This window comes from Gracilibacillus kekensis (assembly GCF_900143085.1).
GTDB lineage: Bacteria > Bacillota > Bacilli > Bacillales > Amphibacillaceae > Gracilibacillus > Gracilibacillus kekensis.
On record NZ_FRCZ01000002.1, the window covers coordinates 421,590 to 443,612 of the forward strand.

Sequence of the window (22,023 nt, forward strand, 5' to 3'; positions counted from 1 at the left end):
TTCATTTTTGCACCATTTCATCTTCCAATTTCATTAGAGGCTTTCTCATATTAAACATTATAAAAAAGGCTGCAGTACTCATACAAAACCAGACCGTTATTCCTGGAGCAACATAATAAATGATTGTCAATGATATTAAGGTGGAGATGTGAAATAATGTCGTCTTAAAATACCGAAAAACAGCATAAATAGAGACGATAAATAAATTTTTTAGCTTTACTTCAAATCTTGTTATGATAGGGATGGCATACAACATAACAAATAATAAAAAAATGAGCATAATAAGAAATACTGGTGAAAACAGCTGAAGATAGTAATTTGAATAATGCATATCGATTATTAGAATCGTCATTATTGTCCACTGTAGTAACCAGTATTTTGACGCAATTGCAAAGTTATCGCGGTAATACTTCCAAAAGTCCTTAGTTGGACGCAAGTCTTTTTGGCGAATTAATTTATCCATTGAGGCATATAACGCTACAAGCGAAGGTCCGGCAGGTAGTAAAGCAATATAAAATACTAAAATATTTTCAACCGTTACCTCCATCAAAAAATATGCTACTAAAAATAATAGATTTGCAATCATAAAATGAATATTTACAATTAAAAAATGATAGAAATATTGAATAGCAATATATAATGGTTTTTCTGTAATGATTTGTGCCATCTACATTTCCCCTTTATGTGTGTTGTATTCTTTTGTATTTCTGAAATTTTTTTGGACTTACTCCAGTATACTTTTTAAATTTTTTATAAAAATAATCATAATTGGTATAACCTACTTTTTCTGATACCTCATATACTTTCCAACCGTTTTCTAACAGTAATTGTTTTGCGTTCTCCATCCTTACATTATCTAAAAAATGATGAAAATAGCTTCCGGTCTGTTTTTTGAACTTTTTCCCTAAGTAGGAGCGGTTATAGTTAAATAAATCTGCAATTACTTTTATACTTAACTCCTTATAATAGTATTTCTCGACATACTCCACGATTTTTTCTATCGTGTTTTCCGCATTACAGACAAACCCGTTAATTTCATTCGCTGTATTGGATAGTCGCATTCTTGTGGCTTCTAATAAAGATTGTAAATTTTGTGCTTCACAAACAATAGTAGCCATCTCTTCATTAGTTGGAGGACTTATATCTTGGTTGTTCTGAATAAGTTTTTGATAAATATCCTTCGTCAACTCTATAACCTCTGTAATTACCCTTTGCTTTTCGAATTTATGTGATTGATAATATGTTTCCAGTTGTTTAAAATAACCATCTAATTGCAATGTATTCTCAAATTCTATGGATCTACAAACATCTGTTATCCAATCGTTCATGTCCATTTCTAATAAAGATTTCTGGGCAAGATCAGTTTCTGATAAAATAAGCTGATTTCCATAGCTGTAACTTTGCGTAATCAGTGACTGAAGATCATTATATGCTTGAGGTAATTCATCGGTTGTTTTCACCTCTTGAAGCAATTGGATTTGATGGGGTTGCTTAATTTCCATACTGAAATGAAGTAATTGTTTTTTTAATAGATCTACATTTATTTTGTTCAACAATAAATATAATGTTTGATCTGACCAGAACCATTGGAACACCATCCGTCCCAATAGCTTTAATTTTTTCTCGATAAGACTTTTATCATAATTTTTATAGAATGTTAAACTTGCTAGATGAAACCATTTATCTTCATATTGCTTTAACGATTTATGATCAAAGCTCTGACCTGTTATATATTTTATCCACTCTTCCTTTTCCGAAAAGGATTCATATTCAGACTTCTGAGTAGATAATAATTGTTCCTTTAGACATTTATGGCGAATACTCTGTATCAAAGAAATTAGCTCTTCTTCGTCTACTGGTTTTAATAAATAAGACTCCATCCCCAAACGTATCGATTGTTGAGCATAAGCAAAATTAGAATAACCAGATAATACAATAAATTTACAGGTGAATCCTTCTTGTTTCGCTTGTTTCACCATTTCAATACCATTCAGTCCAGGCATTCGTATATCCACAAATACAACATCTGGCTGAAATGATCGAATACTTTTCAATCCCATTTTGCCATTCTCAGCAATCCCTGCTATCTCAAATCCATAACTATTCCAATCAATAACAGAAGCTAACCCTTCTCGGATAAGTGGTTCATCATCAATAATTAACACTTTTAACATGATGTTTCCCCCTTCTTAAAGATGATTACTTGTAATTTTTGGAATTTTAATCATCATGGTTGTGCCTAACCCTTCAATACTATCCATTTGAAGACCGTATTTTTCACCGTAATATAGCCTTAATCGTTGATGTACATTATGAAGACCAATTCTACTTCCTTCAGAGTGGTAATTGTTATTGACCATATTTTTCTGAATTTCTTTTAGAGTATCTCTTGGAATACCTATGCCATTATCCTTCACTTCGATGAGAATAGATTTATCTTCTTCTATCATTTTAATATGAATAAACCCTGCTTCTTCTTTTTGTTCCAAACCATGAATAATTGCATTTTCTACGATAGGTTGAATTAGTAAAGGAAAAATATGATACGCTTTAGCGTCCTCTTCTATCTCCATTTGATACGTGAATTTATCACCAAATCGTAATTTTTGAATTTCTAAATAATGTGTAATTACTTCGATTTCTTCTGTAATAGGAACGGGTCTGTCTGTTCTTTCTAGAGCTGAACGCATCATTTTACTTAACATTTTCACAATTTTTGCCACTTCAGGATCCTTATTCAAAACCGCTTTCATTCGAATCATTTCCAAAGTATTATATAAGAAGTGAGGGTTAATCTGACTTGCAAGCATTTTAAAGTCCATTTCTTTTTGTTTGCGCTTCCAAGTCTCTTCTTTTATTTTATGTATATATACTTCATCAATGATACGCTGGACACTTTGAGACGTAGTAGCTAGATCACGATATACTTCACTAATCTCATCGTTGCCACCTACTTCCTGCTTCATTTGGAAATTACCTTTTGCCACCTGGTACATTGTTCTTCTAAGCTTCTGTATTCGTTTATGAAAGCTTCGAATGAAGACTCCAATTAGCACTATCGAAATCGATAAAGCTCCAACAATCACCAAAAAACCACGTGAAAATATTTGATTAGGCTCTTCCATTACTTCTTCAATTGGAATAAGTGTCGAAACTTGAAAGGTACTTTCCAGTGATTTATCCGGTCGAAAATGATGAACATTTACTTTAACCTGTTCTGAATTGAACTCTCTGTCGATAACATAATTTTCTAAATTCGTAGGTTGTTCAACTAAAAATGATGGCTTCTCCCCAATATGTTGTCTTTTTGAATCAAATACGATTATCTCATGATCTAATGTAATAAATACTTGATGCAGTTCAGCTTCCACAACAGATTTGAGCATATCAGGGGAGACGTAAATTGCTAATACACCTAATAAATCATTACTCTGACCGTATACGGCTCGAGTAAGTGCGAGACGTTGATTTCCAGTCCAATGTTCTGTCATATAAACCCACGTAAGTTTTCCACGCTTGGAAACAGCTTCTTGATACCATGCTTCTTGCTTTATCATAGAATCTGCATAAATAAAATTTGAATCTGTTATCATATCTTTTGTCATAAAGAATTGTATCGTATCAACTTCATCATAGTACTTAAGAAAGTCATCAAAGACAGGGTAACGGTTATAAGCATTATATACATCTAAGGTAGAGGCATATTCGTTCTCTAAAAGTTCTTTCATATTTTGGTTAATGTAAAGCATATCTGCAATACTTGTTACACGATTAAAAATGGTTTGGAGTCTTAATTCCAGCTTATCGACATTTGATTCTGCTTCACTTATAGAATTTTTAAGCACAATCTCTCTCGTGCCATAATTCAAATAAGCTCCTACCATTAATATTGGAATAGCAGTGACAATAAGGTAAATGCCTAGTAATTTATGTTTCACTTTTAAATGATCCATAAAAGTAGTCGAAATCTTCTTCCACATAACCATCCCCCATTTCACCACTTCTAGACCTTTTATTAATTATCTATAGCTTTTTCAGTCGTTTCAAACTTACTTATATCAACAGTAGCTTTTCACAATCATACGTATAAAGTCTTTTTGCTTACCATTCGATTTCCAGATGAAGTCGTTTGTTTTGGTCTAATGAGAACCACTGCTGATGATGCTTAGCCTGAGGAAATAAAGGTACATATAGTTTCATTTTTTGTTGAATTGGACTCTCTAGTTCTAGACTAATACGCTTTTTGTTTATGTCCCATACAACTTTATGGACCGTAATTTGTTTTGATAATCTGACTCCCCTGATTTCACCATAAGGAATTGACTTAGGTAATGCACCTAAAATAGTGAGTCGATCATTACTATAATCAATGATCATTTCATGGACTACCTGAGGGAGAGCACCATTACCGTCTACGTTAAATATTTCTTGTTCATTGTAATGAGACATTATCAGAGATGAATAAAAACAATTATTCTTTATTAGTAAACGGAAGATATCTTCAATCAAGTCTGGCATATGGAATTGAGTAGCACATAAAGCTGAGTGCATTCTTCCATGCGTAGAAGAGGTGTCACCTTCTTCATTCAATAACCATGCTTCCAATCGTTTCTCAAAAGCGGTTTTTGCTGCCTTCCACATAATGGGGTCTGTTTCCTCGTTGAATTCCCGACTTTGAAAGACTGGGTATAAGTGAGAAAAATGACGATGGTTATAGTTTTCTTCTTGTTCAGGAGTTAACCATTCTTTCAATGCACCATCTTCATTTATTTGATAGGACGGCATTTTATCTAACATTTTTTCACATTGACATATTTTTTCCTTTGGATAGTTTAATAATTGGTAGGATTCAATTAAATTGCTTAACACTTCTTTAGCTACAGCCACATCCTGTGTCGCATTATCCGCAGCACCATTCTCTGCAGAATAAGAAGGAGAAAATCGAAAAACACCAGTTGGATCTTCTATAAGGAAGTCTTGGTAAAACAAAACAACTTCTTCTAAGAATGGAATAACTTCCTTTTCAAGAAACAGTTGATCACCTGTAAAACGGTAGTATTGGAAATACCAATGTGCCAGCCAACCTGCACCACATGTCCAAAGATGGAGAGGCCATTCTTGATTCCAATGAACATGTTTTCCGCTATTACTGGAATGAATTGAGGCCATCACACCTCTAGCTCCATAATAGAATCGTGCATTTTCGCGAAAACCAGGCATAAGTTCTTTTATTAAACGAAAATAACCTTCTAATCCCTCTAGGAGATTACTAGATAAAGCGGACGCTATTGATAATTCAACATTAGTATCAAATGTGAAATCACCACTCCATGCAGGGTGAAACGTTCCTGTCCAAATGCCTTGTAAATTTGGTGTTAGTTCACCAGCACTACAAATAAACATATAACGTCCAGCATCATACATTTTTTCAAGTAAGACTGGAGTCATACGATTTTGACCTTTTGCTTCTGCTACAAGTTCCCAGATAGAACGTTTTCTTTGATCATCAGAACTAAGCGATAATTCTACTCTATCAAACATATCTTGGTGGATTACTTGATGCTCTAAAAATAAAGCTTCGTAGCTTTTTTCCTTTAGTTTGTCTAATTTGATGATCCCCCTTTTATCAGGATTACTATATGGTATTATTTCCATACTAATTAGAAATGCCTGTTCACTTCTTAGTTCAAAGCCTTTCCGATTCGAAAGAGGAGTTATCCCATCCCCAGTTACTTTTATCATTACATCATAACCGCCATCACCATATAGATAATCAAAGTGGATATGCATCGTTTGTTCATATATAGTAACCACTTGTGACATATATTGATTTTGATAGTCTTCTATCTTTATTTTATATGTGCCTGAACTCAGATAATGAAAAATTTGATTACTTTTCTGAGACACAAAAGTTTTTCTTATATAAGATTGCTCCTTTTCATCATAAGCAATAACGAGTTCACCAGTTTGATAATTAATACTGCGGTGATAATTTTCAAAATAGTGATGATCTGTTTCAATCTGCAAATGAAATCCTGGATGCGAGGGATCACTCATTGTTAAACCCTGATACCCTTGGATTTTTGCTTTTACATAATGATAGGCAATAGCTTCTTTATATCCTTTCTTTTGGATAATTTCACGCATCTCCTCTAAAAAAGGTGCCAAATCAGGAAGCTGATAACTATTTCCTTGTGGTAAATATAAGCGACAATGATTACCTATTAAGACATCTCGTATTGGATCTCCGTACACTAAAACACCATGGCGCCCATTTCCACTTACTAAAGCATCTTCCCAACAAGAGGCAGGTTGGTCAGTCCATATACCTCTTTCAGGTTTTGGATAGGACATACTATTCACCCCTTCGTGTTAAAAATTACACAAGTTAGCGCTTTCAATCAAAAGAATTTTTTAGAAACCAATAAAGAAACCGGTTTCCAAATACACAAAAAATAGACCTTTACGAACAAGGTCTATTATAAATAAACTATTTTGAAAAAGCAATGGTGAATCTTAGCCCTGAAACATTACAAATGGAACTCACCTTGAGATAGCTATTGTAATCTTATGCGCTCATGTTAGATGTTGCAAGGTATCATGATTCAAAACGAAACCATCCCAGGTTGAAATTAGACCCTGGTAATAAAATAATGGACACATTCTGTTTTCCGAATATAGAATTATCCAGTTCAATGCGTTTCTCTTTATATCCTTCTGAGTATTCAAATTCAACAATCTCTGCCAATTCCTCTTGCCCATCAAAAAAACGAATATGAATCGTATTTTTATCTATAGGAGAGTGACCATATAATACAAGCTGTGAGCAACCTGCTTCACCAAAATCAAAACCTTCAAACTCAAAAGAAACATTGTTACCTATATTTTCAACTCGATTTTGTACTTGCTTATAAGAATCACCATAAATCTTATCTGCATCTACCGCATAGTTTTGCTCAAAGGCTCTACTTTGTTTTTCGAAACGAAATCCTTTAATATGCATTTTTTTATTTGTAACAAAGGATAGCGATGTAATACCTTTTAATTTTTTAGATAATCTGAATGTTTCTTCTTGATAAACATTCCATTTGGATTCCTTCTGATAAATGGCATCCGCTAACAAAGTGCTTGATACTTCTCCAGGCATCCCTTCCCAGATTTGAAGCTCATATGGTTCACTGGTGAGGGCAAAGATAGGAACCGTGAGTGTGTCGGACCCTTCTTTACCAAAATCAATATCCTGAAAACCTATTTGTGATTCACCATCTCTACTAGTGGCAACACCTCGTTCGTTGCCATTGGTTAATTCGCCTTTATGCTGATCATACAAACCTGCAGAAATAAAGGAATATGGGTCTTTAAAGGCAGTGCCCAATCCTTCTGCTTTTAATTCCAGTTCCGAAATTAGATTAATTGTATTCTTTCCATTTTTACTTGTACACCTTACACGAAATTCTCCGTCACCAAATGCTGTAATAGTTGCAAGGTTGCCGTTAGATTCGATCGAAGCCAGATTCGACTCGATCCCGACATCATTTACAACACTCCACTTTACCTCCTTGTAGTCCGTATTTGCTGGATAAAGGGTCGCTGTAACATGAACTGTAGGCTGTTCGACAGTTAATGTTTGTCCATTATCTGATTCAATTTCTATTTTGCGAACAGGTATTTCATTTTGCTTACCTGTTACTATAGTAGTTGGCTGATTAGCTGCAACCGGGCTATTGTTTGGCAGTTCTCTATTAGGCTGTTTAGCATTAAGTATTAGAGATGCTTCTGGCAAAGATGGCGAATGAACGTTTATGTGAATCGGACCAGTCTCAAATGTTGAACAAATAATCGCCATTAATTTACCATTAAACAAACGTCTGCTTGTTCCTTTGTACTGATCATAATCGGTTTGATCACCGTTGTCTAATCCGATCAAACGACCTGCACCCTCGACTTCAACGTTCACACGATTGTTCGCATTCTCAACAGGATTCCCTTTCTTATCAAGCATTCCAATTTCAACAAAGGCAAGGTCAATCCCGTCTGCTTTTAGTGTTGTATCTGCTGTAGCAAGTGTTATATCTGAAGGATCTCCAAAAGATTGTTTCTGATCTTGAGCAATAACTTTTCCTTCTAAATCATAAGCATAGGCTTCTAACGTTCCTTTTTGATAGGGAACCTTCCACCAGCCAGAGATGACATCTCCATGTTTATGATCAATTTCCTGAATACCTAACGATTGCCCATTTAGGAGTAAATCAACGTTAGGTGCATTCGTAGCTACCCTCACATCTATCATTTGTCCTTCATTAAAATCCCAATATGGAAAGATATGTACCATTGGACTTTCCTCATAATCTGTCCATGCAGATTGATAGACATAATATGAATCTTTTTTAAAAGTTGCTGTATCAATCGAACCAAAATAAGCATTCTTTGTGTGATATGGCGTAGGTTCTCCTATGTAATCAAAACCACTCCAAATAAATTGCCCTAATGAAAATGGTGTTTCTCTCTCTTTAATAAGCGCAGTTTCTATTGATTTTGCACCCCAACTTGTTGCACTATTACCTAATGAAGAACAATGTTGATCATCATCAGCTAAAATTGGCTTATCATAAGGAAAGTGGTAGACACCTCGGCTTTGGACTACCGCTACCGTTTCACTACCATAAATGATCCAATCGGGATGTTTTTTATGATGCTCTTCATAATACTTTTCGCCATAATTGTACCCGGCAAACTTGATAATATCAGCACATTTTTGGGCATTCTCCCAAGGCATATAATTGGATCCGATTGTTACAACTGCATTCTTTTTTGGATCAAATTGATAGACTAAATCCTTTAATATTTGGGTTAATTCCTGACCTCTTTCATCTGCATGTGTATCATAGATCTCGTTACCTATACTCCACATGATAAGACTTACATGATTGCGGTCTCGTTTCACCCATGATTCAATATCTTTTTTATGCCATTCCTTAAAAAATCGCGCATAATCATAGGTAGTTTTAGATCTTTCCCACATATCAAATGCCTCTGTTACGACTAGAAAACCCATTTCGTCTGCAAGCGTCATCATCTCTTTTGCAGGCATATTATGAGCAGTACGGATCGCATTTACACCCATTTCCTTTAATAATTGCATTCTATGTCTTAGAGCATGGATATTTATCGCTGCTCCTAATGCACCCAGATCATGGTGTTCATTAACCCCAAACAATTTCAGATGTTGACCATTTAGAAAGAAACCTCTGTCTGAATCAAATTCAATATGTTTAAAGCCAATATTCTGAGTTTGAGACTCTATTATGTCGTTATCAGATTTTGTCTCTAAAGTTGTGGTTAACTCATATAAATCCGGTTTATGTATATCCCATAGTTTTGGATTATCAATAGTTAAGGTTGATTGATTGTTTATATGGTCCTGATCCACATCTGCAGAAGCAGTCGCTACAACTGTTCCATCTTTTTGGAGAGTATGCTTCAATACCAAAGACTTTGTTACAGATAAACTTGTATCTATCTCCACTCTCCAGTTGTCTTTTTCTTGAAAAGTGGAAACATAAACTCCATCTGTTTCAATATAATCCTTACTTCTTTCCGTCAACCATACGTCTCGATAAATGCCTGCTCCTGTATACCATCTACTGTTTGGGCTTTGATAGGTAACTTTTAATAAAAACTGATTTGTTCCTTTATTAAGGAATTCGCTAATAGGAAACTCAAATTTCGAATAGCCATATTTCCATTCGCCTACCTTTTGATCATTGACATATAAGACAGAATCCATGTAAACTCCTTCAAAAGTTAGCACAACTTCTTTCCCGGATGTTGGATCAAATTCATACTTTTTTTTATACCAGCCAATACTATGTTCATATAGATTCTGTGTATCATAGATTAGCCAGTCATGTGGAATTTCTACCGGTTTGAAGTCCAAACTAGTAGTTATGGATTCACTTAGATCACTTTTAGCAAATAGCCAGTTATCATTGAAAAGTTTTGTTTGGTTTAACATGGTCTCAGCCTCTCTTTCCTTTTTAAATTATTCCTGCACTGTTTCGGATTTTACAAATCTCATTTTTACATCTTGAATAATTGGTTTGGTATTTAACATGAGTAACCAGGCTACTAAACTACAAATGAATATAATAATAAAATCTGATGTAAAAAACATCAAAACTACCGTTAGAAAAAGAATTCCGATATTGCCAGTCGTTCTTTTAATCCAGGTTAACAAATAATAACCAGATAAACGGTAAATGTCTCTTAATCTGAATTTATAATGTGTGGTAATGGTTAACACATAGATTGAAAATATCACAAGCAGAAATATGGCCACCAGGAAGACACCATTAAGTATTTGATTGAAAAATGTTGGTTCCTGATTAAAGTATTGTATATCGATAAGCAATATAAAAAATACCGTTATTATCGGAATCCAGACTTTTAAACTATCTTTAAAGTTTTCTTTGTATGCCGTAATAAAGGCTTGGACCGGTGACACATCTTTTTTTCTGGCTAATATGCTTAAACTATGAAATAATGCCGCCAATGCTGGGCCCGTTGGAATAAAAGCTAAGTAATACAGAATGGCATTTGAGATCGTTGGAATGAGTGTTATCAATGCTGCAAACAATACAATGTTAGTTATAACAAATAATATATTTAAAATAAGCAGCCAATACACATAATTAGAAAAACGAAAAAATCCGCCTTGATTGTAATCCATGATCAAAACCCTTTCTTTAATTGGTTGTGTATAAATTAATTCGAATCGTACTATGTAATTGCTATGGTTCTCTTATCATTATAAGGTTTTAATACAATTTTCAGTTGGAAGAAATACTACGGGTATACTGGGATACAGTTTTGCAATAGATTCAGATAGGTATTTCATTCCAGGTTCTTCGCTTTCTAAATGTCCAAGAATAATGGCTGCTTTATTATGTCCCATCGCTAAAGCATCTCTTACAAATTCAGGAGTCTCCCACTCCGGTCCTTCTCCATAAATAACAAGATCTGCATTCTCTTCCTCTAATACAGGAATTGTGTTTGCTCCACTTCCCCTAAAGCCCACAAAGACAGCAGCTTTTGAAATGTTTTCACTCAAATCGCCTACATAACGGATATGATTTAATTGCAGACACTTTTTTATCCTTTGAATAACTTGTAATAAAGATTGCTTTGGTATGTTAAAGGTAGAATAGGATGGAAGGTGTTTCTCAACAAATGATTGCCAACCTAATTCTGCTATCATTCCTTGCATAATACCATCAGGCCGATAACGATGGATATAATCATGAAATCTAGATATAACGATTCCCGAATCTTCTATAAGCTTTATTTTTTGTTTATGAATATCAGACATTAGGGATTCGCCATCATGATGACGGTAAAAGGTACCTTCATGACAAATTAGTAGATTTACTTCTAAGTTAATTACTTTTTTTATAACATCATAGGTAGGCATAAAAGCAACAGCGATTTTCTTAACCTTCTGAGAACTGTCACCAAATTTCACGGTATCTACTGTTTCTTCAACAGGTGCAATACCTTCTTTTAATTTATCTATTACTTGTTGTACGGTAGTCATTTTATCTTCCACCTTTTACCCTGTAATAATCAGATTCTATTTTAAAAATATACTAAAGTCGTTCCAGTTTCAAGATTGCTTAGTGGAAAATGTTTTTGTCTAATGATAAGAAATATAACACGGAGAATGTTATTTCCCCGTGTTATATTCATTTCAATTTATTATTTATTGTTTTGATACACTTCATTTGCAAGGTCTACATATCCTTGCATGTTTTGAGCTTCAAGCTCTTGTACATAAGTATCCCATTCGGACATGTCGCGATCTCCGACTATAAATTTCAATGTGTTTTGTTCTACAGTATCTTTTAATGGTGTACTCATTAATGAAGCTTGTTCTAACTGAGTTGCATCATAACGAATTGGTGGATCTGGTAATATCAATTCTTTAGTTTCATGCATGGCATTTTGGAACTCGATTTCCTCTTCATTGAACATAGAATGAAGTAATTCTGTAGGTCCACCATAAGACCAGTTACCTTGTGAGAAACCATAATCAATTTGCAGGTGTTCTTCAGCATCAGGATTCATACCACGGAAAGTGATGTTATCTAATAGCTCTCGGTCACCACCGTCAGTAAGCTCATATGTTTCTCCTTCTACACCCCACTTAGCAAATTCTAAGCCTTCGTCACTGTACATTAACCAATCAATGAATTGTAGCATTGCTTCAAAGTTTGGATCGTCTTTAGCTTTTGCAGAGAACATGATACCGTTCTCTAATTTTGAACCATTCATTAATTGTCCTGCCGGTCCACCTGGTACAACTATTTTCTTAATAGAATAGTTATCTTTACCAATTGTTTCATCCATAGTGTTACGATATTGAGTTAATGTTTGACCATTTGTATTAATTACAAAAGATTCACCAGATGTGAATTTCTGAATTGCTGGATCGTCTTCTTGTGTAAGACTTTCCGGATCTAATAATTCCTGTTCAATTAAACCGTTGAAATACTCCACCATTGAACGGTATTCTTCTGTGGCTGGTTCAAAAATAAATTCATCAGAATCTTCTTCATAAGACAACATATTTCCTAACCCCCAGCCTGAAATAGTTCCAAAACCAGTAGCTGCAATATTAAGCGTACTATTAAATTGGAAACGATCAGAGAATGGATATTTATCAGGATAAGCTTCTTTCATAGCTACAAGCATTTCTTCTACTTCTTCCCAAGTTTTAGGCTCTTCTAATCCTAATTCTTCTAGAATATCTGTACGAACTGCTAAACTATAATCCGGCCATACTTTTTCGTGAATACCAGGAAGCACATAATATTTACCATCACGTTGTCGTAAGCCTTCTAAGAATGGCTGAATATCCCATTCTTCTACTTTTTGCTGGAAATGTGGCATCATATCTACATAATCACTAATAGGTAAGACGGCACCTGAAGCCACGAACTGCGTTTCTTGGCCAGGGTATGTTTTCGGAAGAATGTATGGTGCATCCCCACTACTAATTAATAAACTTCGTTTGTCTTCATAATCACTCATAGGTACGGAAGTGATGTCTAATGTTACGTTTGTTTTCTCAGCTAATTTTTCATAAAACATCCAGTCCTCTTTTAGTGGATAGTTCGGATGATCACTAAAAAGTGTTGAAAGTGTAATTGGCTCTGTAGCCTTAAAAGAATCACCTACACTATAATCTTCCATTGCTGCACCAGAACCGGTTTCTTCAGAACTGTCATCATCAGTGGAACTAGACTCATCACTACATGCAGCTAAAAAGCTTAGAACGAATACTAGCACCATACCTAACATCACTTTTTTCCATTGATTTTTCATATTACTTCCCCCTCTATTTTATTAACTAATTTGAAATAATAAGTGCGAATTTACTGCTTAAATACCTCACTTCTTCAACTATCACCTCCTCAAAATTCGATGTAAAATGTGAAATAATTAACCTTTTACAGATCCTAACATTACACCGGATACGAAGTATTTTTGAATGTAAGGATATACCATCAAAATCGGCAATACTGTTAATACCATCGTTACTGACTTGATATTCGCAGAAACTTGAACCATATTATCTGCAGCTGTTGCTCCAGTTCCTACTGTCGCTTCTGCACCTTTGATCATATTTCTTAAATAAATCGATACCGGAAATAACTCTTTTTCGGTAAAGAAAATAAACGCTGGAAACCAAGAATTCCAATGTGTAACTGCATAGAATAACATCATTGTTGCTAGAATCGGTTTAGACAGAGGTAAAACGATTTTAAAGAGTATACCAATAGTACTTGAGCCATCCATGATAGCCGCTTCTTCTAATTCATCAGGTATATTTTGGAAGAAAGTCCTCATAATTAACATGTTAAAAACACTAATCGCATTCGGAATAACAATTGCCCAAATGCTATTCCCAAATCCTAATGATGTTACTAATACGTAATTCGGAATTAAACCACCGTTAAAAAACATGGTAAAGACAAAGAATAAAGTTAAGAATCTTCTACCTTTTAATCTAGTCTTCGAAAGTGGATAAGCGATCATTGTCGATAAAATCAATGAGATTATTGTACCTACGACCGTATAGATAACTGTGTTTTTATAATTTATCCAAAACATTGAATCAGACATTATTACTTTATATGTTTCGATATTAAAACCTTTAGGCCAAAGACTTACTTGACCAGTGTTTATATATGCTTCCGAGCTAAAAGATTGTGCAACGATATTAAAAAAAGGAAATAACGTTACAAAAACGATTAACGCTAAAACGGTTACATTAAAAACTTTAAATACTTTATATTGCCACGATTCCTTCATGTTTTTTTCCTCCCTACCACAAACTGTTATCTGTAATTCTTTTAGAAAGATAATTTGCGCCCAGTACTAAAAATAATCCGATAATTGATTCAAATAAACCAATTGCTGTACCATAACTGAAACTACCTGATTGAAGTCCTACCCGATAAGTCGCAATAACATCAGCTGTTTCATACGTCAAAGGATTATATAGTAATAAAACCTTCTCAAAACCGATTTGAAGGAAATTACCAATATTTAAGATTAATAGGACGACAATGGTTGGCAAAATCCCTGGAAGCGTAATATGGATGGTTTGCTTCCATCTATTCGCACCATCAATTCTTGCAGCTTCATAAAGTTCTTCACTGATACCTGTTAATGCTGCAAGATAGAGAATCGCGCCCCAACCTAATGTTTGCCACAAGTCAACACTAACAAATACGGTTCTAAACCACTCTGGCAATTGCATAAAGCTGATTTTTTCAAAACCCCAACTTGCCAGTAAATTGTTTATCGGACCGTTGAGTGCTAACACTTCAAAAACCATACCTGCAACGACCACTACCGAGAAGAAATGAGGCAGATATGAAGCCGTTTGCACGAAACGTTTAAATAATTGATTTTTTAATTCATTTAACAGTAAAGCGAAAATAATTGGTGCTGGAAATGTAATGACTAATAATAGAAATGCTAAAATAAATGTGTTAGCAAATACTTTATAGAAAGTCGGATCGTTCATAAACATTTGAAAATACTGAAATCCTACCCATTCCTCCCCAATAATACTTCCTCCAGGGACAAAACGTCTAAAAGCAATAATATTGCCAAACATCGGACCGTATTTAAATATAATTAAGTAAATAACAGGCACTAGCACAAGAGCATATAATTGCCAATCTTTTTTAATACTGCTCCATAATTCTTTTTTTCTTAATGTTTTTTTTAACTTCATCGTATCTTCCATATTTATCCCCCTTTATTTAATATCGAAAATTAAAGAAATCTAGATTATGTAGAGAAAAGGCTTTCAGAATTCAATAAAACCATTTAATTCTAGTATAATTAGTATACTAGCATACTCAAAAGAATATGATACCGCTTACTTAATTGATTCTATGTAGATTGACTACATTATAAAATGATTTAAACAGTTTGTCAATATACTAGAATGGTAGTATTATTTTTTTATATGATCCACCGAGATAAATATTTTATTTAACTTTTGAACGTTGTTTGTATTTTTTGACTAACGCTAACAAAACCACATATACAGGGGTATTCTCATAGTCAAACTTCATCACTGAATCCAAAGTTACGAAAATTTTTTTAAAAAAAGGAATTACTTTGTATGCCATATGAACTAAGTTGATTGGATTGAATTTTGTGTGAACGAAATTAGTTTAGTACTAAATCACTGATATTCTTTACCACGGTAATTATAACTTGGAATATAGGTAGTTACCACATCCACTTTACCACTTTCCATCATTTCCATATAATTTGTGTAAAAAGGAATATCCGGATAAAAGGCATTAACTATTTGTTGTTTTTTTCTATCTTGATCATATATTGCACCTACTTCAACACCTTCTATCAATCCGTCCAAGATAAAAGAGATATAACTTTTTGATTGTTGATGAAAACCCACGATACCAACCTTTAATTTTGTCATATCTATTAACTCCTTTTGTAAAATTGTAGACGTTTTTTTCTATATTCTTTTGGAGAAATATTTTCTTTCTCTTTAAAATATCGACTGAAGTGTGTCGGGTTTTCGAATCCACATTGTTGTGCAATACATTTTATTGTTTGATGCTGCTCTGTTTCCAATAGGTATTTTGCCTTCTTTATTCGACATGCCTTTACATACTCCATCACGGTAAATCCAGTCATAGCCTTAAAAACATGAGATACATATGATTTATTAAGATTTAAAGCGTTTGCAATTTTAGTGATTGTTATATTTTCATGAAAGTTATGTTGAATATAACTAACAATTCGCTCAGCATGACAAGTTTTGCTTTGACTCTTTTCAGCAACTTGACATTTTACATCTTTTAATAAATAGTTAATAGTTACTAATAACTGACCCATAAGAAATTTAATTTCCCACTCTTTTTCTTTACTGGAAATGTCTGTTACTTTGTTAATCTCACTTATTCTCTTGAAAATATTTTCTACATCTAACAATCTGCTATTACCTTGAGTACGTATTAAATAATGGTGAAATGATTGAAAAACATTCAATAAATCGATTGCATTAACAGATTTCAACATATCTTGTATTATTTCTGGTGAAAAGTGCAGGTGGCTTCTCACATATTCACTATCTTTTGGAATATTAGGTTTGTGTAAAGCCAAACCGTCCATTAACAAAATATCTCCAGACATTAAATCATATATTTCGTTATTAATAAGATAGCGACATCGTCCTTTGTGAAATATATAAATTTCGTATGCATTATGTGAATGAAGCTGATCATGATCAGGGTCTGAATTTACCCTGTATTCGACAGAGACTATATCCTCCATGAATATCTCACCACCTATTTTCTATTGTATTGGAACTGATCGTTTCTTAAAATAGCTAGAAATGCGATAAATTCTCTCATCCTTTTCTAATAGTGCGCAGATTGGATCAAACTCACTTATATTACAGGTGAATTTAATTTGATTTTTTTATTTTAACACAAATAAACCCTTTTCAATTGAAAAGGGTTTATTATTCTTAAACTTATTTAAATATTAATTATTTTACTATTTTATGCAAAACATCTTTTGGTTCCTGATTATGATCAAATAAGAATGGCCAATTTTTTCGACCTCTGACTGGAAAATTATCTAACCATGTATAATCATCTGCAACACCCCAAAACGTCACGGCCCCAATATGTTGACTGTATTCCTTGAATATCTCAAAGAATTTCAGATATCTTTCATGTTGAAATTCTACCATCTTTTCTGTCGGAGCAGTTAAATCTGTTCTTTTATCATCGTGAGCAAACATAGATACATCCATCTCTGTAATCTGAATTTCCAAACCTAATGATGCATATTTTTCAATTGCAGCACGAATGTTATCTAATGTTGGGTCATAGATATTCCAGTGTGCTTGCATCCCTACCCCATGAATAGGTACGTGCTTTTCTTTTAATTGATTGACCAGTTGATAAATTTTATCACGTTTGATCGGATCAGATTCGTTGTAATCATTATATAATAGCTTTGCCTCAGAATCTGCTTTATGTGCATAGTCAAAGGCTTTTTCGATAAAGGACTCACCCATTATTTCATACCACTTAGAATTTCGATAAAAGGTATCTTTTTCATCTGATATTACTTCATTTACGACATCCCAGCTATAGATTTTCCCTTTATATCTTCCCACAACAGTATCGATGTGATCTTTCATACGATTCTGTAATGTTATCGAGTCTACCAATTTTCCATTTTTCTGAAATATCCAATCACTTGTTTGATTATGCCATATTAACGTATGACCACGCATCGCTTTATTATGTTTTCTTGCGAATTTAACCATTTCATCACTAGTGTTAAATACGTATTCATCCTTCGCTGGATGAAGGTTTTCAAACTTCATTTCATTCTCAGCTGTCAAACTGTTAAAATGTTGATCGATCAGTTTTTCTGCAGAATACATTGTTCTATGATTAATGGCTGCTCCTATTTTAAAGTCTTTTTCAAACTTTTTATATAGGCTTGTTGTGTCAGTCATAATCCAAGTCTCCTTTTTACCACGATATAATTGTCCATGTAGTCTAAAAACCCCCCTGTTAAATCGCTCCCTTTATTTAACTGCACCTAATGTCATACCTTTTACAAAATATCGCTGAAGGAATGGATATACCATAATAATAGGAACACTTGCTACGATCGTCATAGTAGCTTGGATTGATTTTGGTGTTACCATATTACCTCCACCATCCGAAGAGTTAGCAAAAGCGGATGCCATATCACCACTTGAAGTCGTACTGGAATTTTGCAAAATTTTCATTAACTCATACTGCAAAGTGGTTAAATGTTCTTGACTGGAGTTATATAGGAATACATCAAACCATTGATTCCATTGAAATACAGCTACAAACAAGGCTACAGTTGCTAATACTGGTAACGATAAAGGTAAAACTATTTTAAAAAATATCCTGAAATCACCTGCACCATCGATTCTGGCAGATTCAAAGATACTCGTTGGTAATCCCTCTATAAAGGATCTCATAATAATTAAATTAAAAGCACTTATTAACGTTGGTAAGATATATACCCAAAAAGATCCGATTAACTGCAAATCTCTCATTAACAGGAAAGTAGGAATTAATCCACCATTAAAATACATTGTCATTATAAAAATAATCGTTATCGAACGTTTGAACATAAACTTTGGCTGTGCAATTGCATAGGCTACCATCGCTGTACAAAATAACCCTACCCCTGCACCTATAATTGTTCTTAGAACAGAAATGAATATTGCCTGGTAAATGGCTGCTTTGTCAAAAACATGTTCATAGTTATGCCATGTAAATTCTCTCGGCCATAAATAAATTCCACCTCGAACAGAATCTGTTGCATCGTTTACTGATAATGCGACTTGATTTAGAAATGGATATAACATCAGGACGCATAGTATAATCATAAAAATAATATTACTGGTATCAAAGATTATATCTTCTTTAGTTCTCATAAAACCTGGTTTTTTCTTTCTCTTAAACATCTCTCATACCCCCCTAGTATAATCCGCCTTGGCCCATTTTTTTCGATAATGAATTGGCAGCAATTAAGAAAACAAAGCTGATAACGGTTTTAAACATACCTGCGGCAGTGGCTAATGAAAAGTTAAACATCGAAATACCATATTTAATTACAAAGACATCAATATTTTCAGAGTACTCAACGTTTTGTCCGTTTCCAAGTAAGTATTGTGGTTCAAAACCTGATTCCAAAATATAGCCTATATTCATTATCAAAAGTACGATGATAACAGATTTCATACCAGGAATTGTAATGTGAAAAATTCGTTGTATTCTTGAAGCACCATCTATTTTTGCTGCTTCATATTGTTCTTGATCCACCATAGAAATTGCTGCAAGATAAATAATGGCATTCCAACCCACATTTTTCCAAGTTTCTGCAGCACCTAAAATACCCCAGAAATATTCTCCAACACCTAGCCAAAGAATTTCCTCATTAATGAATCCTAATCCCATTAAAATTTCATTTATGATTCCATCTATAGAAAGCACAGACGAAACTAAAGCTGCCGCAACAACCCAAGACAGGAAGTGTGGTAAGTAACTAATCGTTTGTACTACTCTTTTAAATTTCATGTTTGATAATTCGTTTATCAATACAGCTAAAGTTATCGCAGTCACAAAACCTAACACTAAATTAATAAGACTTTGTGCCAGTGTGTTCCTCAGGACCCCTAAGAAACGGTCATCCGTAAATAAGAATATAAAATGTTTAAATCCTACCCACTCTTGTTCAGAAAAACTCAAAGCAGGCTTATAATTTTGAAAGGCCATTGACCAACCCCAAACAGGTAAATATTTAAAAATAACTACCCAGATTACGAATGGAATGGTCATCCATAACAAAGCTTGTTGTTCTTTACACTTCTTCAAAAAACCTCTTATTCCCTTATCTGGATTTTTAGTACTTACTGATTTTATGGTTGTATTTGATCCAGCTTGCATGACACTCCCCCTATTCTTTTGCATATTTTTCTTTATGCCTTCGGACCATTAGGCAATCAACTGATTGCCTAATGAACGAACCGTATATTCTACAAGAATGGTCCGAAAACAACAAAATTCTGGTTCATTTTTAAAAAGCGGAAGGCTGTTGAGACAGCCTTCCTTTTTTATTAATTTTTATTCTCTACTACTTTCTACAAGCTCTGCTTTCTTTTGAACAAAATTCGTTATGACTTCTTCGTATGCTTCTGGATTAAGTCCTTCAAATTCACCTAGATAACTTTCCCATTGTGAGTCAAACTCACTTGGAGCAGAGAAAATAATTTCTGGGTATTTTCGTTTCATTAAATCATCTAATTGCTGCTCATAAAGCTGCGCATCAGAACCTGTTTCAATTGGTGCATCATATGCTGGATACCAAGGACGCTCATCAGGTTCAGAGAACAACCCTGTAAATGTTTCAATTTCATATGCATCCAGGAATTCTTGATCCCCTTCATCATACATCATGCTGGCAACTTCTTCCTGTTTCGGAGGTTCTACAGCATTTCCATCTTCATACATACCATTCATTCTTGGCCAACCCCATTCAAAATAAGTAAAGCCAAAGCTATCACGGAATTCTGTAAGAGATGTTTCATCTACTTGCTCTTCTGTACGATAATAACGACCATCATCGTCTACTTCATATGTTTCTCCTTCGATACCCCAAGTAATTAATTTCTGTGTTTCTTCTTTTGCGATATGATCTAAATATTTAATAATACGTATTTGATCCTCTTCTGGTGTACCAACTGTAATCCCCATACCTGGAGAAGCTGTAAAACCAATTGGATCCAAGTACTGGTCCTTAACATTTTCATCAAAAACTACTGGGAATCCCATGTAATCGTTATAAATGTCATCATCTTGATCTAATGTATCTAATGCTTGAGCTGCCTGCCAACGATAATCAAAAAATCCGACAACTCTTCCTGAAGTAATCTTTGCCAGATACTCATCGTAATTTTGAGTAAATGCTTCCTGATCAAATAAGCCTTTGTCATTTATTTCGTTCAGCTTTTCTAACCAATTTTTCGTTATCTCCTTGTTTTGATAAACTTCTGCTTCTCGAGTATCCATATCAATAAGAGCTCCACCATCGTTTGGATATCCTGCTAAATGCATAGGCTGGTTTGAAAGTGCGAAAAATCTCCAGTCATGTGTTAAAGCAGTAAAACCAATAGTATCTGCACCATCAATTTGTGGATTTGCAGCAGTATATTCTTCTACAATACTAAAGAAATCATCTAAAGTTTTTGGTTGTGGGTATCCTAATTCTCTAAGTACATCGCGTTTGATAAACCAAGCACCTTGATTTAGGTTTGCTGGTTTTTTGTAACCATGCGCAGCTCCCGATGATATTACATAAATATTACCATCGTCACGTTTCATTAGTTCTAAATAAGGACCATACATTTTCATAATATTAGGAGCATGCTCTTCCAAAAGATCGTTTAATGGTATAAATCCACCTGCATCGATTACAGCATCTGTAGATTGTTCTGCATTTAATAAGTGTGGATATTCCCCACTGGCGATCATTGTTCCTATTTTCTGGTTCACATCACCTACGATATGTTCGATGTCAAAATTAACACCTGTTTCTTCTTCAAACATCTTTCCTAATTCTGTTTCTGATGTGTTTATATCTTCTCCAGGACCAGAAGCATCGAAGTAGTCATATGTGAAAACTTCTCCACTGTCCTCCTCAGAGGAAGCATCGTCTCCTCCATCATTACCATTGTCGTCACTCGATCCTGCTTCTTCACTATCACCACTACAGGCTGCCAGAACCAAAAATAGTGCGGCTAACATGCTTAACAACCACCATTTCTTTCTCGAACCCATAAAACTAATTCCCCTTTCTTCTCTAAATTTTTTCTTAATGCCCACTTTTTGTAAGCACTTTCATTTT

Annotated in this window: 16 protein-coding genes; all 16 read right to left on the bottom strand. The window is 34.2% G+C overall.

The genetic code is table 11. The features are described 5' to 3' along the window. Position 1: 1 nt before the first annotated feature. Positions 2-667, bottom strand: a complete 666-nt coding sequence (locus BUC25_RS07485) for a YesL family protein (protein ID WP_073201242.1) — start codon at positions 665-667, stop codon at positions 2-4. A 13-nt stretch (positions 668-680) separates the two neighbouring features. Further along, entirely contained in the window at positions 681-2,174 is a 1,494-nt protein-coding gene (locus tag BUC25_RS07490; RefSeq protein ID WP_073201243.1) for a response regulator transcription factor, read from the bottom strand. 15 nt (positions 2,175-2,189) lie between these two features. Continuing rightward, positions 2,190-3,980: a cache domain-containing sensor histidine kinase gene (locus tag BUC25_RS07495; protein WP_244535153.1), complete on the bottom strand. Its 1,791-nt coding sequence runs from the start codon at positions 3,978-3,980 to the stop codon at positions 2,190-2,192. Between the two features lie 121 nt (positions 3,981-4,101). Then, the gene (locus tag BUC25_RS07500; protein WP_073201245.1) at positions 4,102-6,354 is read right to left on the bottom strand and encodes a glycosyl hydrolase family 95 catalytic domain-containing protein; all 2,253 of its coding nucleotides are present in this window, start codon (positions 6,352-6,354) and stop codon (positions 4,102-4,104) included. 244 nt (positions 6,355-6,598) lie between these two features. Further along, positions 6,599-10,015 carry a glycoside hydrolase family 2 TIM barrel-domain containing protein gene (locus BUC25_RS07505; RefSeq protein WP_073201246.1) on the bottom strand — a complete coding sequence of 1,139 codons (3,417 nt, stop codon included), beginning with the start codon at positions 10,013-10,015 and terminating at the stop codon, positions 6,599-6,601. Between the two features lie 27 nt (positions 10,016-10,042). After that, positions 10,043-10,729, bottom strand: a complete 687-nt coding sequence (locus BUC25_RS07510; RefSeq protein WP_084543404.1) for a YesL family protein — start codon at positions 10,727-10,729, stop codon at positions 10,043-10,045. A 78-nt stretch (positions 10,730-10,807) separates the two neighbouring features. Continuing rightward, positions 10,808-11,593: a Nif3-like dinuclear metal center hexameric protein gene (locus BUC25_RS07515; protein WP_073201248.1), complete on the bottom strand. Its 786-nt coding sequence runs from the start codon at positions 11,591-11,593 to the stop codon at positions 10,808-10,810. Between the two features lie 161 nt (positions 11,594-11,754). Continuing rightward, positions 11,755-13,383: an ABC transporter substrate-binding protein gene (locus tag BUC25_RS07520; RefSeq protein ID WP_073201249.1), complete on the bottom strand. Its 1,629-nt coding sequence runs from the start codon at positions 13,381-13,383 to the stop codon at positions 11,755-11,757. A gap of 117 nt (positions 13,384-13,500) precedes the next feature. Next, entirely contained in the window at positions 13,501-14,373 is an 873-nt protein-coding gene (locus BUC25_RS07525; RefSeq protein WP_073201250.1) for a carbohydrate ABC transporter permease, read from the bottom strand. 13 nt (positions 14,374-14,386) lie between these two features. Further along, positions 14,387-15,319, bottom strand: coding sequence for an ABC transporter permease (locus BUC25_RS07530; protein ID WP_073201251.1), 933 nt, complete (start codon positions 15,317-15,319; stop codon positions 14,387-14,389). A gap of 447 nt (positions 15,320-15,766) precedes the next feature. Further along, on the bottom strand, positions 15,767-16,027 hold the full coding sequence (locus BUC25_RS07535; RefSeq protein ID WP_073201252.1) for a Gfo/Idh/MocA family oxidoreductase: 261 nt from the start codon (positions 16,025-16,027) through the stop codon (positions 15,767-15,769). A gap of 5 nt (positions 16,028-16,032) precedes the next feature. Next, positions 16,033-16,887 (bottom strand): AraC family transcriptional regulator, encoded by an 855-nt coding sequence (locus BUC25_RS07540; RefSeq protein WP_073201253.1) that lies wholly within the window; start codon positions 16,885-16,887, stop codon positions 16,033-16,035. Positions 16,888-17,104: 217 nt separating this feature from the next. Further along, positions 17,105-18,091, bottom strand: a complete 987-nt coding sequence (locus tag BUC25_RS07545) for an endo-1,4-beta-xylanase (RefSeq protein WP_073201254.1) — start codon at positions 18,089-18,091, stop codon at positions 17,105-17,107. A gap of 72 nt (positions 18,092-18,163) precedes the next feature. Then, the gene (locus BUC25_RS07550; protein WP_073201255.1) at positions 18,164-19,084 is read right to left on the bottom strand and encodes a carbohydrate ABC transporter permease; all 921 of its coding nucleotides are present in this window, start codon (positions 19,082-19,084) and stop codon (positions 18,164-18,166) included. A gap of 13 nt (positions 19,085-19,097) precedes the next feature. Next, positions 19,098-20,066 carry an ABC transporter permease gene (locus tag BUC25_RS07555; RefSeq protein WP_073201256.1) on the bottom strand — a complete coding sequence of 323 codons (969 nt, stop codon included), beginning with the start codon at positions 20,064-20,066 and terminating at the stop codon, positions 19,098-19,100. A gap of 177 nt (positions 20,067-20,243) precedes the next feature. Further along, positions 20,244-21,956: an extracellular solute-binding protein gene (locus tag BUC25_RS07560; protein WP_073201257.1), complete on the bottom strand. Its 1,713-nt coding sequence runs from the start codon at positions 21,954-21,956 to the stop codon at positions 20,244-20,246. Between the last annotated feature and the right edge of the window lie 67 nt (positions 21,957-22,023).